At 70.5% G+C, this 15318-nt stretch carries 12 protein-coding genes and 2 pseudogenes; 3 read left to right on the top strand and 11 right to left on the bottom strand.

Going from position 1 to position 15318, the window contains the following annotated elements; all coding sequences use genetic code 11:
* Nucleotide 1 precedes the first annotated feature (1 nt).
* Entirely contained in the window at nucleotides 2-991 is a 990-nt protein-coding gene (locus tag CHC05_RS27135) for an Acg family FMN-binding oxidoreductase (protein ID WP_144022791.1), read from the top strand.
* Nucleotides 992-1177: 186 nt separating this feature from the next.
* On the opposite strand, the gene CHC05_RS41695 is transcribed toward CHC05_RS27135, so the two are convergent.
* The 5 genes from CHC05_RS41695 to CHC05_RS27115 form a co-directional block, all read right to left on the bottom strand.
* Nucleotides 1178-1339, bottom strand: a complete 162-nt coding sequence (locus CHC05_RS41695; protein ID WP_179266396.1) for a hypothetical protein — start codon at nucleotides 1337-1339, stop codon at nucleotides 1178-1180.
* Between the two features lie 68 nt (nucleotides 1340-1407).
* The gene (locus CHC05_RS43495) at nucleotides 1408-1770 is read right to left on the bottom strand and encodes an Hsp20/alpha crystallin family protein (protein ID WP_089253394.1); all 363 of its coding nucleotides are present in this window, start codon (nucleotides 1768-1770) and stop codon (nucleotides 1408-1410) included.
* A complete protein-coding gene (locus CHC05_RS27125; RefSeq protein WP_245871249.1) occupies nucleotides 1767-2441 on the bottom strand; it encodes a CBS domain-containing protein in 675 nt (224 codons plus the stop codon). Before CHC05_RS27125 ends, CHC05_RS43495 begins: the two co-directional genes overlap by 4 nt.
* A 174-nt stretch (nucleotides 2442-2615) precedes the next feature.
* Complete coding sequence (locus CHC05_RS27120; RefSeq protein ID WP_089253392.1) at nucleotides 2616-3602, bottom strand: Acg family FMN-binding oxidoreductase; 987 nt, start codon at nucleotides 3600-3602, stop codon at nucleotides 2616-2618.
* 175 nt (nucleotides 3603-3777) lie between these two features.
* On the bottom strand, nucleotides 3778-4638 hold the full coding sequence (locus CHC05_RS27115) for a universal stress protein (RefSeq protein WP_089253391.1): 861 nt from the start codon (nucleotides 4636-4638) through the stop codon (nucleotides 3778-3780).
* 186 nt (nucleotides 4639-4824) lie between these two features.
* Between CHC05_RS27115 and CHC05_RS27110 the strand changes: the two genes are divergently transcribed.
* Nucleotides 4825-5529, top strand: a complete 705-nt coding sequence (locus tag CHC05_RS27110; RefSeq protein ID WP_089253390.1) for a CBS domain-containing protein — start codon at nucleotides 4825-4827, stop codon at nucleotides 5527-5529.
* 48 nt (nucleotides 5530-5577) lie between these two features.
* On the opposite strand, the gene CHC05_RS27105 is transcribed toward CHC05_RS27110, so the two are convergent.
* Nucleotides 5578-6216 (bottom strand): response regulator, encoded by a 639-nt coding sequence (locus CHC05_RS27105; RefSeq protein ID WP_089253389.1) that lies wholly within the window; start codon nucleotides 6214-6216, stop codon nucleotides 5578-5580.
* A gap of 142 nt (nucleotides 6217-6358) precedes the next feature.
* Here CHC05_RS27105 and CHC05_RS27100 point away from each other — a divergent pair, with 142 nt between their 5' ends.
* Nucleotides 6359-7345: an Acg family FMN-binding oxidoreductase gene (locus tag CHC05_RS27100; RefSeq protein WP_425426847.1), complete on the top strand. Its 987-nt coding sequence runs from the start codon at nucleotides 6359-6361 to the stop codon at nucleotides 7343-7345.
* A 63-nt stretch (nucleotides 7346-7408) separates the two neighbouring features.
* Here CHC05_RS27100 and ppdK read toward each other — a convergent pair.
* The 5 genes and pseudogenes from ppdK to CHC05_RS27075 form a co-directional block, all read right to left on the bottom strand.
* Nucleotides 7409-10069, bottom strand: a pseudogene (gene ppdK / locus CHC05_RS27095) (pyruvate, phosphate dikinase).
* Between the two features lie 90 nt (nucleotides 10070-10159).
* Nucleotides 10160-10615, bottom strand: a complete 456-nt coding sequence (locus CHC05_RS27090) for a pyridoxamine 5'-phosphate oxidase family protein (RefSeq protein ID WP_089253388.1) — start codon at nucleotides 10613-10615, stop codon at nucleotides 10160-10162.
* A 49-nt stretch (nucleotides 10616-10664) separates the two neighbouring features.
* Complete coding sequence (locus CHC05_RS27085) at nucleotides 10665-12446, bottom strand: GAF domain-containing sensor histidine kinase (protein ID WP_089253387.1); 1782 nt, start codon at nucleotides 12444-12446, stop codon at nucleotides 10665-10667.
* Between the two features lie 71 nt (nucleotides 12447-12517).
* Nucleotides 12518-14714 (bottom strand): annotated as a pseudogene (locus CHC05_RS27080) (phosphoketolase family protein).
* 28 nt (nucleotides 14715-14742) lie between these two features.
* The gene (locus tag CHC05_RS27075) at nucleotides 14743-15249 is read right to left on the bottom strand and encodes a flavodoxin domain-containing protein (protein WP_089253386.1); all 507 of its coding nucleotides are present in this window, start codon (nucleotides 15247-15249) and stop codon (nucleotides 14743-14745) included.
* Nucleotides 15250-15318: the final 69 nt, after the last annotated feature.

Below are 15318 nucleotides of genomic sequence, written 5' to 3'. Positions count from 1 at the left end.
CATGGCCGGCGGAGAGCGCTCAGAGGTTCGCAAAGCGTTGCGGGACGCGGTTTCGGCGACGTTGTACGCACCGTCCATCTTGAACAGCCAACCGTGGCGCTGGCGGCTGCGGGACGAGAGTTTGGAGCTGCGGCGCGACGACAGCAGGCGGCTGGACGCGGTCGACCCGACCGGCCGGATGGCAATGGTTAGCTGCGGCACTGCCCTGCACCATCTGCGGGTGACCCTCGCGGCCCGCGGCCACGCCCTCGACGTCCGCCGGTTTCCCGACGGCGACTCCGGCGACCTGCTCGCCGTCGTCGGCATCACCGGTCCCGCGGCCGCGGACCCGACCGATATCGCGATGGCGCGGGCCGTCCGGCACCGCCACAGCGACCGCCGGCCCATCGTCGCCAACAGTCGCATCGCGGACGACGACGTCGCCGCCCTGGACTCGGCCGCCGTACGCGAGCAATGCGATCTGTTCTGGATCGGCGACACCGAGCGGCCGAGCCTGGGCGCCGCCGTCGACGAGGCTCAGCGGGCCGAACGGTCCGATCCCGCGTACCGCCGGGAGCTGGCCGCCTGGACGGTCCACCGCCCCACCGGTGCGGGCGTCTCGTTCGAAAGCCTCGTGGCGCCGGTTTCGCGACCGGTCGCCGTGCGTGACTTCGCCGGGGGCGGCGAGACCGGACTGTTTCCTGGCTTCGGCGACGACCGGTTCGCCGACTACCTGATCCTGGCGACGCCGACGGATGCACCGGCCGACCGGCTCCGGGCCGGCGAGGCGACGAGCGCGGTCTGGCTGACGGCCACGGCCCGCACGTTGGCGATGTCGGTGATGAGCGATGTCGTGGAGGTGCCCCGAACCCGCGAGCTCATCGGTCGGCTGCTCGCCGGCCGGGCACAGCCGCAGCTCGTCCTACGAACCGGGCCGCAGGGCCAACCTGTTCCGCCGCCACCGGCCAGTCATCTTGACCTCGGCGAGGTGCTCGACGAGGACCCGCGGTGACACGCGGCTCGAGAGCGGCGAGGGCATTCTCTGCCTGAACCACCGGTCGCTCGGTCCGCACTACGACCCGGCGCCGCACCGGATGTGGCATCGCCAGGTGGCGAATGACGGCGACCGCCCAGAGCAGCACCGTGTCGAGAACCAGGAGGGCGAGCAGGACCCGGCTGCCGGTGAGCATGGCGCCGGTCACGGCCAGCAGGCCGCCATTCCCAATACGAATACGCCGGCCGTCACCGCGCGAGCGTCGGACAAAGGCGCCACGTCGACGCCGTGGAGAAAGGCGATGTAGGCGGCCACGGCCGCCGCGGCCAGTCCGGTCGCCATGCCGTCACGCGAGGTCAGACGCACCGAAACCACCTCCAGCTGTTGTCCCCTTCATGACACGCCGACATCAGGACCAGGGCTAGGGCCGTAGGTCATCGGTGGGCCGGCGTTTGGACCTCAACCTGGAATGCCGGACGTCGCGGCTCAGCGATTCCACGGTCCGCGGTGACCTCCAGGACGCCATCCGTGTACGACGCGGTCATGGTCCGCGCACGCAGGTCCGGTGGAAGCGGAACGCAACGCAGCCGCCGGCCGTACCAGAACTCGCTGCGGTCGAGCGCGCCGCCCGTTGGCGGTTCGCGGGTCGCGTCGAGCCGAAGCTCGCTTCCGTCGCACGTGACCCGCAGATGCACCAGATCGATTCCCGGCAACTCCGCCCGCAGCCGGTAGCGACGCGGGCTGACCGCCTGTTCGACGAGTATCGACCGCGTGGCCTCCTGCCTCCCCGGTCTCACAGGAGACCGGTTGGGCTGCCCAGACCGGGCTTGAGGTAGACGGGGTTGAGGTCGTCGAACTCGAAGGTCAGACCGTCGACGACGTGGACGACGCCGCTGACCTGGCCAGCCACGTAGGCGGCGAGCTGTGCGGCGCTGTGCCTCTCGACGCGGCCTGAGAGGGTTACCACGCCGTCGGCGACGATAACATCCACTTCGGACGATTCGACGCTGAAGATGCGTTCCAGCACCTCGAGGACATCTCGACGGAGATCCGCGTCGGGTCGCAGGTAGATGGAGAGCAGGTCCCGTCGGGACACGATTCCGACCAGATGACCGTCGTCGTCGGTGACCGGGAGCCGCTTGACGTGCTCGCGCTCCATGACCCGCGCGGCGCGAACCAGCGACGTTTCGGGTGACGTGGTGACGGCCGGCGCCGTCATCAGCTCACGCGCGACCGAGGCATCGGCCTTTGTCCTGGCGGCGTGACGGCGTCGACCTTCGAACAGCCGGCGTTGGTGCGGCTCACCAACAAGCTCGACCTTGTGCAACAGATCGGCCTCGGAGATCACACCGAGCACGCGGCGGGCGTCGTCCACCACGGGCACCGCGCTGATCTTCTTGTCGGCCATCAGCTCGACGATCTCCCGGTAGCGGGTCGAACCCGCGACTGTCGAGACGTTCCGCGTCATGACGTGGTGGACCTTCCATGCCTTCATCACAACCTCCTTCGACCGTCCACCCTCACGCTAGGTCTCCGCGTGCGGCACGGGTCAGAGCCATCAGACCGCCGCCGCAGGACGAACGTCCCTGCTCGTGGTGACGCGTGCCTCCGGTCGCCCGACGGGTTGTGCCGCTGACACCCGTCACGGCCGCAGCGTCTCCTCGATTGGCCGGCGGGGCGTCGGGCGCATCGGAGTGGCCGGATACCCCACTCGCAGCACGTTCTGCAGGACCCGGCCCTCCAACCCACCCGCCAGCAGCGACCGCAACCGCGGCACTTCCACCACCTGGCTCAGCGGAGTCGCGGCCAAGCCACGCACCGTCGCCGTCAGCAGGACGCGTTCGAGTGCCATCCCGGCGCGGACCCAGTCCGCCGGCGTGTCCCCACCGGTGAACAGGAGCAAGACCGCGGGGTCACGTTCGAAATGCGCGGTGGCGATCGGTGCGCCGTTCCCCAGCCCGAAGTCGCGCAGCGGGATCGCCTTGTGCTCGTCGTGCGGTCCGAACGCGTCCCGCGGCACACCGTCGCGCCGGCCGACACCGCCTGGCGTCGTCCATGCGGCGAGCTCCGCGCGGTATGCGGGATCGGTGCGCTGGACGTTCTCCGCGGTCCTCGCCAACGCCAAGACCGCGGAGCGCAAGGTCGTGTCCGCCACGATCACCGTCGTTCGATGACGGTCGCCCGCCACCGTCAGGTCGGCGAGCACAGCGGCGGGTACCTCGCGGTCCCTGAAGGGCCGACGGTTGGTGTGCCGACGCGGGATCGCCGCGGCCAACGCGGTCGCCGCCGAGGTCGGCCTCCGTGCGCGGCCCAGAACGATCCGCGCGGCGACCTCGGGCCGGTCGGCGTCGGGCAGAACCAGGATGTCCGCCCGGCGGCCGTGCGCGCTGATCGCCACACCCAGGTTGAACACCGCCGCGCCGACGCTGACGTACAGCTCCCGGCCGTCGGGGTCGAGGACGTCGAGCCGCCGCGTCCAGTCCGCGACGACGTCGACGGTGTCCGCACGAGGCCGGAAGAGCCAAGGCTGAGTATTGTGGATCGACGGGGCCGCTGCCGCTGCGGTAAGGCATTCCCGCAACTCCGGGCCAGGCTGACCGTCGGGTCGGAACCACAGCTGGTCGTTCATAGGGCCAGCGTGGGCCCACCATGACTGTCTCCACCAGCGCCACGTGACCCGCGACGCATGCCGAAGGTCCCGATGCTGGCGCATCGTTGCCGGTGGCAAGGGCAGGACCGTCGGGTCGGGCGTCAGGACGCCGCGGTGCCGGCGCCCGTGCGGGCGTCGGCACCGTCAAGCGGATCTATCGGACGATGAGCACAGGGCAGTCGGCGTGGTGCACCAGTTGCAGGCCGACCGATCCCGTCAGGGCGCCGGCGACACTGCCGTGGCCGCGAGTGCCGACCACGACCAGCCGGGCGGTGTGTGACAGGCCCACCAGGACTCCGGCCGGGGAGCCGTGGGCCACGAGCGTCTCCGTGGCGACGTCGGGGAACTTCTCACGCCACGGGGCGAGCTGCTCGTCGAGCTCCGCGTGCAGCTCCGCGTCGCGCTCGGCCACGTCGTAGACCACCGGCTCGACGTTGACGCCCCAGGGCGGCGTCGGCGGAACGTAGGCCCGCACGGCGATCAGCCGGGCCGAACGCGACGCCGCCATGCGGAAAGCCGCTGCGAGCGCGTCCAACGCGGCTGGAGAGCCGTCGACACCGACCACGACAGCTCCGGCGCCGATGTCGGGACGGCCGCGCACGACCACGACCGGCACCGGTGCGTGGGTCGCGAGTCGCTGCCCGACGGAGCCGAGCAACAGGCTGCCGAACCCGCCGCGTCCACGGTTGCCTACCACGATCATCGACGCGTCGGCCGCGGCTTCGAGCAGCACCGGCACGGCGGACCCGAGCACCGGCTCGTGCGAGACCGTGACACCGGGTGCGACCGCGGCGACGGCCGCCGCGGCGTCGGCGAGTGTGGTGCTCGCCTTGTCCTCTGCCCACTCGCGCAGGATGTTGCCGCCGTCGAAACGGCCGCCGTAGTAGTCCCAGTCGAAGGCGTGCACCAGGTCGACCGTGGCGCCGGTCTGCTGCGCCTCCCCGGCCGCCCATCGCGCGGCGGCCATGCTCGGTTCGGACCCGTCCACGCCGACGACGATCCGGGTCATGTTCATCGCTTCTCCTCTCCCGATGTCCATCTCCTGATCAGCGTGCGACGGGGAGCCCCCCGTTTGCAGGGCCGAAGTACCCACTGTGGACATGACCCAGGTCCCGACCGGCGACAGTCCCGTGACTCTGACCCATACCGGAGGCCGCACCTACCTTGAAGGCGAGACCATCCGACCAGAGGGAGATTCGTGATGAGGACTTGGCAGGTCGGCGACGTCATGACGACGGACGTCGCAACGGTGGACGAGGCCACGCCGTACCGAAAGATCGTCGACGTCATGACGGCCCGGCACGTCAGTGCCGTGCCCGTGGTGGATGACTTCCGCCGTGTGCTGGGTGTCATCTCCGAAGCCGACCTGCTGCACAAGGTCGAGCTGATCGGCAAGCCACACGAGCCCCGGATCTTCGAAGGCCGGCGCCGGCACGCGGCGCGCGTCAAGGCCGACGCGAACGAGGCCCGGAACCTGATGACCACACCCGCGATCACCACGATGGATTCCACCACGCTCGTCGAGGCGGCGAAGACCATGGACCGGGAGGGCGTCAAACGCCTTCCGGTGATCGACGACCTCGGCCGGTTGATCGGGATCGTGTCCCGTGGCGACCTGCTGAAAGTGCACCTGCGCCACGACGACGACATCCGTCATGACGTCGTCACCGAAGTTCTGCACCGGATCCTGGGCATCAGTGACGACGCGGTCAGCGTGAGAGTCACCGAGGGTGTCGTGACGCTCGGCGGCAAACTCGACCGACGCAGCTCGGCCGAGCTCGCGACGCACCTGGCCACGCAGGTCAGTGGCGTGGTCACCGTGGTCGGCAACATCGAGTTCGACTTCGACGACGTCGACCCCGTGCCCTACCAGCGGGGGCTCGGAACACCGACAGGCATCCTGTGACTCGTCCGACGGGGCGGCGTCCGTGATCGGGCGCCGCCCCGTCCGGCGTCACGGGTTCTTGCGTAACAGGCGCGTGGCCAGCACCGCGGCTTGCGTGCGCCGCTCCAGGCCCAGCTTGGCGAGCAGGCTGGACACGTAGTTCTTCACCGTCTTCTCGGCCAGGAACATCTCGGCGGCGATCTCGCGGTTGGTCAGCCCTTCGGCGATGTGCTCCAGGATCCGCCGCTCCTGGTCCGTGAGCGCCTTGAGCTCCTGCGGCTGCTCCACACCGCTGCGGATGCGGTCCAGCACCCGCTGCGTCACCGCCGGGTCGAGCATCGACTGGCCCGCGGCCACCCGCCGGACCCCTTCGACGAGGTCCGTGCCGCGGACCTGCTTGAGCACGTATCCCGCCGCACCGGCCATGATGGCGGCGAACAGCGCCTCGTCGTCCTCGTACGACGTCAGGATCAGGCCCTTGATCGTCGGGTCCACCGCTCGGACGTCGCGGCAGACATCGATGCCACTGCCGTCCGGCAACCGGGCATCGAGGATCATGACGTCGGGCCGGAGCGCGGGAATGCGCGCGGCCGCCTCCCGGGCCAGACCGGCCTCACCGATCACCTCGATGTCGCCGCCGCTCTGCAGCAGGTCCGCCAGGCCGCGGCGAACCACCTCGTGGTCGTCGAGCAGATACACACGAATCACAACTCATTCTGCACCTCAGAGAGGCGTCCGCGCACCACCGCCCTGGCAGACCGGCCGACCCTGGACCTCAGGACCTCTGCCCCTGCCCCGACAACGGTCGGCGGAACACGATTGGTGGGAGACCCAGCCGAGGGAGCCACCCATGGAGCCGACGAACATGACGCCGACGACAACCGGCTACACGGCGGACGATCTGTCCACCGCGGTCGAGCTGGCCATTCGCGCGCCGTCGATGCACAACAGCCAGCCCTGGCGCTTCCGTGTCTCCGGCCGCACGATCGAGGTCCGCCTCGACTCGAGCCGGCTGCCCGACATCCCCGCGCGCGAATGGGCTGGTCGCGTCAGCTGCGGCGCCGCCGTCTTCAACCTCCGGATGGCTCTGGCGGCCGTCGGCAAGCCCGCTGCGGTGGTGGTCCAGCCGCCGAGCAAGGACCGTGACGTGGTTGCCCAGCTGATTGCCGACGTCCCGCGTCCGGCATCCGGCGCCGAGCGGGCGTTGTGCGCCGCCATCGTGCGCCGGCACAGCAACCGCATGCCGTTCAGCGCCGAGGTCGTCCCGGCCGACCTCCGGTCCCGGTTGCGGGAGGCGGCCCGTGCCGAAGGTTGCTGGCTCGACCTGATCATCGGTACCAGTGCGGTCAACGCGCTCGCCGAGGTCGTCAACGCCGCGAACCGCGTCCTGCGCCGAGACGAGGCGTACGCGGGCGAGCTCGCGCGATGGCGGCGGGAGGAGCTCTCGCCCGACGGGGTCTCCGGCCGCGCCGCGGGATACGTACCGGAGCCGCAGGACCTGCTCCCGATGCGCGCGTTCGGCGCGCGCACCCGGCCGCCCGGACGCGACTACGAGCCTGAGCCGCTGGTGGCGGTGCTCGGCTCACTCCACGACCGCGACGACGACCAGGTGACGGCCGGCCAGGCCCTCGAGCGCGTCCTGCTGACCGCCACGGACGCGGGCCTGGCCGTGTCGATGCTGTCTCAGCCCATCGAGGTGCCAGCGGCTCGAGAGCGGCTGCGATCGGCCCTCGGTCGCCACGGTTTCCCGCAGATGGTGCTCCGGGTCGGCTACGGGCATCCCGGATATCCCAGCCTGCGCCGGCCTGCCGCCTCGGTCATCGACCCGCCTGGCTGAGGCCTCCTACGTGCGGAGCCGGTGAGGGGCCGACCGCGACCGCGGTCGGCCCCTCACCGTGTCTCATCGGCTGTCCGAGCCCGAGGTGACGATCGCGGCACGGCCGGCCTCGAGCCGGGCGATCGGGACGCGGTAGGGCGAGCAGCTCACGTAGTCGAGCCCCGCCTCGGCGAAGAGCCGCACCGATGTCGGGTCCCCGCCGTGCTCACCGCACACCCCGGTGACGAGGTCAGGACGGGCTGCGCGACCCTCTTCGACCGCGAGCCGCACCAGGCGGCCGATGCCGCGGTCGAGGGTCTCGAAGGGTGAGCGGTCCAGGATGCCGAGCGCGAGATAGCGGCTCACCACGGTCCCCTCGACGTCGTCGCGCGACAGTCCCCAGCCCATCTGGGTCAGGTCGTTGGTGCCGAACGAGAAGAACTCCGCGGCGCCCGCGATCTCCCCGGCCGTCAGCGCGGCCCTCGGCACCTCGATCATCGTGCCGATCCGCATGCGCGGGGCGCCGGGGACGGCGTCGACCACGGCCTGTGCCTCGACACGGACGAGCGCGAGCTCGCGGACCGACGCCACCAGCGGAACCATGATCTCCGGTCGTGGGTCGCCTCCGTCGGCGAGTCGCCGCGCGGCCGCCTCCGCGATCGCCCGGACCTGCATGGCGAACAACCCGGGCACCAGCAGGCCGAGGCGCACGCCCCGCAGGCCCAGCATGGGATTGGTCTCGTGCATCCGGCGAACGGCCGCGAGCAGGTCCTGGTCGTGCCCGGCGTCGACACCCAGCGCGTCCGCGCGGGCGACCCGCGCCACGAGGTCCTCGAGGCTTGGCAGGAACTCGTGCAGCGGCGGGTCCAGCAGGCGGATGGTGACCGGAAGGCCGTCCATCGCCGCCAGGATCTCCGTGAAGTCGTCGCGTTGCAGCGGCAGCAGAGCCGCCAGCGCCGCCTCTCGCTCGTCCTGGTCGACGGCGAGGATCAGCCGCTCGACGAGCGTACGCCGGTCGCCGAGGAACATGTGCTCGGTCCGGCACAGGCCGATGCCGGCCGCTCCGAACCGCCGTGCCCGCGCGGCGTCGAGCGGGGTGTCGGCGTTCGCGCGCACTCCCAGCGTGCGCACCTGGTCAGCGTGTCCCAAGAGCCGGTCGACCGCCTGGACGAGAGCACTCCGCCCGGGCTCGACACCGTCGAAGTAGCGGACGACCGGAGACTGGCTCACCGGCAGGGCACCCAGCTAGACCGCGCCGGTCGAGCCGTCGATCGAGATGTCGTCGCCGGCGTTGACGGTGACGCCGTCGACGGTGAAGCTGCGCTCGTCGGGCGCGATCCGCACGTCCTCGGCCCCACAGACGCACGTCTTGCCCATGCCGCGGGCCACGACGGCCGCATGTGAGGTCTTGCCGCCCCGGCTGGTCAAGATGCCCGCCGCGGCGATCATGCCGGCGAGGTCGTCAGGGCTGGTCTCGCGCCGGACCAGGATGACGTTCTCACCGGAGGCGGCGGCCGCTTCGGCGGAGTCGAAGACCACCCGGCCGAACGCCGCGCCCGGTGATGCCGGCACCCCACGCGCCAACGGCGCCGGCAGGGCCCGGTCGTCGAAGGTCGGGAACATCAACTGGGTCAGGTGCTCGCCGGTCACCCGGGCCAGCGCCTCGTCCAGGTCGATCAGACCCTCCTCGACGAGTTGGTTGGCGATGGTGAGGGCCGCGGCCGGGGTCCGCTTGCCGACCCGCGTCTGCAGCATCCAGAGCTTGCCCCGTTCGACGGTGAACTCGATGTCACACAGGTCGCGGTAGTGCTTCTCCAGAGTGTCCATGATGGAGACGAGATGATGGAAGCTGACCGGGTCGATGGCTTCGAGCTGCTCCAGCGAAACGGTGTTGCGGACGCCGGAGACGACGTCCTCGCCTTGCGCGTTGGTCAGGTAGTCACCGTAGACGCCGCGGGCGCCTGTTGCCGGGTCGCGGGTGAAGGCCACGCCGGTGCCCGAGTCGACGCCGAGGTTGCCGAACACCATCGCCATGATGTTCACGGCGGTACCGAGGTCGTCCGGGATGTGCTCCTGCCGCCGGTAGAGCCCGGCGCGGGGCGATCGCCACGAGGCGAAGACGGCCCGCACCGCCAGGTGGAGCTGCTCGTGCGGCGCCTGGGGGAACTCGCGGCCGGCCCCCGCACGGAACACCTTCTTGAACGCGGCCACGAGCCGTCGCAGGTCGTCGGCGGTCAGGTCGTTGTCTGCCTCGACGCCCGCGGCCGCCTTGACGACGGACATCTCCGACTCGAACTGTCGGGCCGGTATGTCGTAGACCGTGCGACCGAACATCTGTATCAGACGACGGTACGAGTCCCAGGCGAACCGGTCGTCGTGGGCATGGGCCGCCAGACCTTCGACGCTGTGGTCGTTGAGTCCTATGTCGAGGATGGTCTCCATCATCCCCGGCATGGAGAACTTGCCGCCGGACCGGACGGAAAGCAGCAACGGGTCGGCGGCGTCGCCGAGCCGCTTGTCCGTGCGGATCTCGAGTTGCCGCAGATGCTCACCGATCTCGGCGAACAGGCCGTCGGGGACGTGCCCGGATGCCAGGAAGGCGCGGCACGCGGTCGTGGTGACGGTGAACCCGGGTGGCACGGGAAGGCCCAGCCGAGCCATCTCCGCAAGGTTGGCGCCCTTGCCGCCGAGCAGGTCCTTCTGGTCCTTGTCACCCTCGATGAAGTCGTAGACGTACTTCGGCATCGTCCGCCCCTCTCCTGGCCCAGTCCTCTCCTGTAGCGTCGGCTGCCGAGCAGGCGGAGTGCAGGGTCTTAGGTCCTGGACCGGCTGGGACTACGGAGGCGGTCGTCGCGGTGGCTCTCCGATCCCCAGTCGCCGCCCGGTGAGCCGGCGCAGCGGGATGGCGATGGTGTGGCCGTTCGCCGCGGACCCGACCCACGGCCGCGGCAGCCTCGAGCCCAGCGACCTGAGCCGCACCGCGTCGACGACCTCGTAGGCCTCGCCGACGCCGAGCACGCTCCAGCCGGACGCCGACTCGGCTCGGATGTCGTCCACCTGGAAGGCGACGACGTTGCGCATGGTCGCCGCCGCGAGCTTGCCGCCCCCGCCGGTGCGGAACACCACCTCTTCGCCGTCCAGCAGATAGTTGACCGGATGCGCGGCGGGCAACGCGGACTCGGTGAAGACGACGCGACCCACCGACCCGGTCGCGAGAAGGCGCAGGCACTCGGCTCGGCTCAGCTCCGCGAGGTTCGGTGCCGCGCCCGGTCCGGCTGGTAAAGAGTTCACCGCCCAACGTTCGCGGGTCGCGGGCCGGGGAGATCAGGGCCGAAGGTCCTCAGTCGCGGCCGGTCGGCCCGAAAGCCGGCAAGGGAACGGACCAGCACAGCCGTGTGCCGCTCGGCTGGAACGCCGAGATCGCGAGGGTGCCGCCACGCCGTTGCGCACGTGCCCGCAGGTTGCCCAGGCCGCTGCTGCGGGTGCTCTCGCCGATCCCGCGACCGTCGTCGCGGACCACCAGGGTGACGGCATCGGTGGTGACGGTGAACTCGACCTCGGCCGACGTGGCCTGCGCGTGGCGGGCGACGTTGGTGAGCGCTTCGCGAAGGACCGCCTCGAGGTCGTCGACGAGGTCGTCGGGCACCTGGCTCTCGATGACGCCGCTGAAGCGGACGCCGGGCTCGAACCCGAGGGCCGGTGTGACCTGGGTCGCGATGTCGAGCAGACGGGCGCGGATGCTGCTAGCCGCCGTGCCGGGCTGGCGTTGGAGCTGGAAGATGGTGGTGCGGATCTGGCTGATGGTGGTGTCGAGGTCGTCGATGACCTGGACGATGCGATCGGCGGTCGGGCTGGCGCCGACCTGCACCGCCACGCCTTGCAGGGAAAGACCGGCGGCGAACAGCCGTTGGATCACATGGTCGTGCAGGTCGGCGGCAATCCGTTCGCGTTCGTGGAGCATCGCCACACGTTGCTGCTCGGCCCGTGCCTCGGCGAGCTCGATGGCCAGCGCCGCCTGGTTCGCGAAGCTCGCGGCCATGGCGACGTCGTCGGCGGTGAACGGCACGCGGCCGGGCGCTCGCGCGGTCCACAGCACACCGTGGATGCGTGCGGAGCCGTGCAGCGGCACCGCGAGGACCGGCCCGATGTCGACGACCTCGGCGGTCGGCGACACGCGGGCGCCGCCCTCGCCCGGGTTGGCCAACCGCAGGGGCTGGCCGGACGCGAGCACCTCACCCGACAACGTCCCGCTGGCCGGCACGCGAGTTCCGGCGAGCGAGGCGGCGGCAACGCCGACGGCCACCTCGATCCGCAGTTCGTCCTCGTCGTCGGGATCCGGGAGCACGACCGTCACGAGGTCGGCTTTCGCCACCTCCATGGTGCGCTCGGCGATGCGCCGCAGCGGGTAGATGGGCGATCCCTCGGTCGCGAGGACCTGACGGGTGATGGCAGCCGAGGCCTGCAGCCACTCGCCGCGCAGTTGCGCCGAGGCGTAGAGGCGCGCGTTGTCGATCGCGACCGCCGCTGTCGCGGCGAGCGCTCTGACCAGCTCCTCGTCCTCGGCGCTGAAGGCACCTGTCGTGCTCTCGGCGAGATACAGGTTGCCGAAGACTTCGTCACGGATGCGGATCGGCACGCCGAGGAAGCTGTGCATCGGCGGGTGCCCGGCCGGAAAGCCCGCCGAGCGCGGGTCATCGCCGATGTCCAGCAGCCGGATCGGCCGCGGATCATTGATCAGCGCACCGAGCAGGCCCTTGCCCTCGGGGAGATGGCCGATGACCTCCACCGCGTCGGCCGGCATGCCGCTGTGGATGAACTCGGCCAGCCCTCCCGTCGGCGACACCACGCCGAGCGCCGCGTAGCGGGCGCCGGCCAGCTCACGCGCCGCCTCGACGATGCGGCGAAGCACGGCCGGCAGAGCCAGGTCGCCGATGATCAGTTGGTTCGCGCGCAGCAGCCCACGGAGCCGCCCCTGGGTGGCCATGACTTCCTGCGCGCGATCGACCAACTGCCTAAGGAGCTGGTCGAGCTCGAGCCGGGGGGCGTCGGGAAAGGTCAGCGAGCTGTCGACGCGTTCGTGTTGGATGCCCGCCTGCTCGTCGGGCTCGGCTGGTCCAGACATCGTTAGGCTCCTTCAACCCCATCGTAGGCAGCCTAACGAGGTCGCCGCCGCCACGAAAACCCTCCGTGCCATCACGCGGCAGGTGGCTGCGGGCTCCATTGCCAGCCGCTGATCGCCGGGTCGTCGTCGCCGTGGGCGCGGGTGTAGTCGCGGCACCGTTGCCGGGCGTCGACCATGTCCTGGCGCAGCTGGGCGGCCCGTGAGCTGAGCCCCGGCACGCGGTCGATCACGTCGATGACGAGGTGGAAGCGGTCGAGGTCGTTGAGCATCACCATGTCGAACGGTGTGGTCGTGGTGCCTTCTTCCTTGTAGCCGCGGACGTGCAGGTTGTGGTGGTTGGTGCGACGGTAGGTCAGCCGGTGGATCAACGTCGGGTAACCGTGGAACGCGAAGATCACCGGTTTGTCCACCGTGAAGAGGGCGTCGAACTGCGCATCCGGCAGGCCGTGCGGATGTTCGGCTTCCGGCTGCAGGCGCATCAGGTCGACGACGTTGACAACCCGGACCCTGAGGTCTGGGAGGTGGGTTCGCAGCAGGTCGGCGGCGGCGAGGGTCTCGAGCGTGGGCACGTCGCCGGCGCAGGCCAGCACCACGTCCGGTTCCGCGTCCCCGGCGGTGCTGGCCCAGTTCCAGATGCCCAGGCCGCGGCGGCAGTGCAGCACCGCCTCGTCCATCGGCAGCCAGGTGGGTGCCGGTTGCTTCGCGGCGACCACGACGTTGATGTAGTGCCTGCTCCGCAGGCAATGGTCCATGGTGGACAGCAACGTGTTGGCGTCCGGCGGCAGGTATACCCGTACGACTTCGGCCTTCTTGTTGACGACGTGGTCGATGAAGCCGGGGTCCTGGTGGGAGAAGCCGTTGTGGTCCTGCCGCCACACATGGCTGGACAGCAGATAGTTGAGCGAGGCGATGGGCCGTCGCCACGAGATGCCCCGAGTCACCTTGAGCCACTTGGCGTGTTGGTTGACCATCGAGTCGACGACGTGGATGAACGCTTCGTAGCTGGTGAAGATTCCATGCCGGCCGGTGAGCAGGTAGCCCTCGAGCCAACCTTGGCAGAGATGCTCGGAGAGCACCTCCATGACTCGACCATCCGCGGAGAGGTGGTCGTCGCCCGGCCGGATCTCCGCGTCGAAGGCCCGGTCGGTCACCTCGAAAGCGGCGCCGAGCCGGTTGGAGGCGACCTCGTCGGGCCCGAAGAGACGGAACCTGTCCGGGTTCGCCACGATCACGTCCCGGACGAAGGCACCGAGCGTGCGCGTCGCCTCGCTGCTCGGCGACCCCGGGCGGGTCACCTGTACGGCGTAGTCGCGGAAGTCGGGCAGGACCAGGTCGCGCAGGACCGTTCCACCGTTGGCCCGTGGTTGGGCACTCATCCGCCGGTCGCCACGCGGTGTCAGCGCCGCCACGTTCGGGACGGGCGCCCCGGTGGCGTCGAAGATCTCCTCGGGTCGGTACGACCGCAGCCACGCCTCCAGCATGGCCAGGTGCTCCGGGTTGTCCCGCACGGCGGCGATGGGTACCTGGTGGGCGCGGAAGGTCCCTTCGACCGGCAGCCCGTCGACGACCGCCGGCCCGGTCCAGCCCTTCGGTGTGCGCAGGATGATCATCGGCCAGCGGGGCCGCGGGTCGGCTTCACCCTGCCGCGCCCGCCGCTGGATGCCGGCGATGTCGTCGAGCGCCCTCTCGAGGGTGCTGGCCAGCGCCTGGTGGACCCGCGTGGGGTCGTCGCCCGCGACCTCGTACGGCTGGTAGCCGTGCCCTCGCATGAGACTGTGCAGATCCTCGTCCGGGATCCGGTCGAGGACCGTCGGGTTGGCGATCTTGTAGCCGTTGAGGTGCAGGATCGGCAGCACGGCACCGTCACGGGCGGGGTTGAGGAACACGTTCGAGGCGGAACAGCTGACGCATGCCCGCCTCGTCACGGCTCACCGACGGGTAGAGCTCGCTGTAGGTGCCTTCCAGCCAGGTGTTGGCGACGATCGCGGGGCCACCGTGTCCGGGCCCGGTCACGTAGATCATGTTGAGGTCACGCTGGTTGATCACCCGGCTGAGGTGCGCGTACAACAGGTTGAGACCTGGGCTGGTGCCCCAGTGGCCCAGCAGGCGGGGCTTGACGTGCTCGGGCCGCAGGGGCTCGCGCAGCAGCGGATTGTCCAGCAGGTAGATCTGCCCGACGGTCAGGTAGTTCGCCGCACGCCAGTAGGCGTCGAGCCGCGCCAGGTCGTCGGTGGGCAGGGGCGTCTCCAGGTCGGCGACGGCGTCCATGGGACTTTCCTCCAGGCTCTCGAGGTAGCTATGGCTGGGCGGGAGCGCTCGACGAGCGCAGGTCGGTGGCGACGAAGGTCGCCCAGTCGTGGATCGCGGTCCAGTCGCGGAAGTCGCCCTCCGGGGCACGCAGGCTCAGGACGATCGCCTTCTCGCCGAACGTGAGCCGGGAGCGGTCCAGGCGGCCGGCGAAGACGGCGTGGCCGGCGGCGCCGGTCGCACGCTCGACCTCGGACACGTCGACTGCCTGGTCGCCGGGCCGTGGCAGGTCACCGACGGGTCCGCTGGAGAACAGCCAGACCCGCCGGCGCCGCAGCTCCGGCCCGTGCCGGCGGACGAAGTCCGTCGCCTCCTTGAGCCACCTTCCGAGGTAGACGCTGCTGCCGAGCACCACGGCGTCGAAGCCGTCGACGTCGCCGCCGGGCAGCGGCCGGACGACGACGACGTGGCCGCCCGCCCGGATCTCCTCGGCGATGGCTTCGGCGATCTCAGCCGTCGAGCCGTGTTTCGATGCTGCGGTCACGAGAACCTTCATGCCGTCCATCCTCTTGCCGGCGCGGAGCGCGTGTCAGAGTCGCGGGGCCCGCCGCGACCGGGACCTAAG

This window comes from Asanoa hainanensis (assembly GCF_900188485.1).
GTDB classification, from domain to species: domain Bacteria; phylum Actinomycetota; class Actinomycetes; order Mycobacteriales; family Micromonosporaceae; genus Asanoa; species Asanoa hainanensis.
The sequence above is the reverse complement of the archived record's forward strand: the minus strand, read 5'-3'. Positions and strand labels throughout refer to the sequence as shown.

What these genes read in the sequence shown, in the direction of transcription:
- CHC05_RS27135 (WP_144022791.1), top strand. Translation starts at nt 2, where the DNA reads ATGGCCGGCGGAGAGCGCTCAGAGGTTCGCAAAGCGTTGCGGGACGCG.
- CHC05_RS27125 (WP_245871249.1), bottom strand. Translation starts at nt 2,441, where the DNA reads ATGACGCGGAACGTCTCGACAGTCGCGGGTTCGACCCGCTACCGGGAG.
- CHC05_RS27075 (WP_089253386.1), bottom strand. Translation starts at nt 15,249, where the DNA reads ATGAAGGTTCTCGTGACCGCAGCATCGAAACACGGCTCGACGGCTGAG.
- CHC05_RS27085 (WP_089253387.1), bottom strand. Translation starts at nt 12,446, where the DNA reads ATGTCTGGACCAGCCGAGCCCGACGAGCAGGCGGGCATCCAACACGAA.
- CHC05_RS27100 (WP_425426847.1), top strand. Translation starts at nt 6,359, where the DNA reads ATGGAGCCGACGAACATGACGCCGACGACAACCGGCTACACGGCGGAC.
- CHC05_RS27110 (WP_089253390.1), top strand. Translation starts at nt 4,825, where the DNA reads ATGAGGACTTGGCAGGTCGGCGACGTCATGACGACGGACGTCGCAACG.
- CHC05_RS27115 (WP_089253391.1), bottom strand. Translation starts at nt 4,638, where the DNA reads ATGAACATGACCCGGATCGTCGTCGGCGTGGACGGGTCCGAACCGAGC.
- CHC05_RS27120 (WP_089253392.1), bottom strand. Translation starts at nt 3,602, where the DNA reads ATGAACGACCAGCTGTGGTTCCGACCCGACGGTCAGCCTGGCCCGGAG.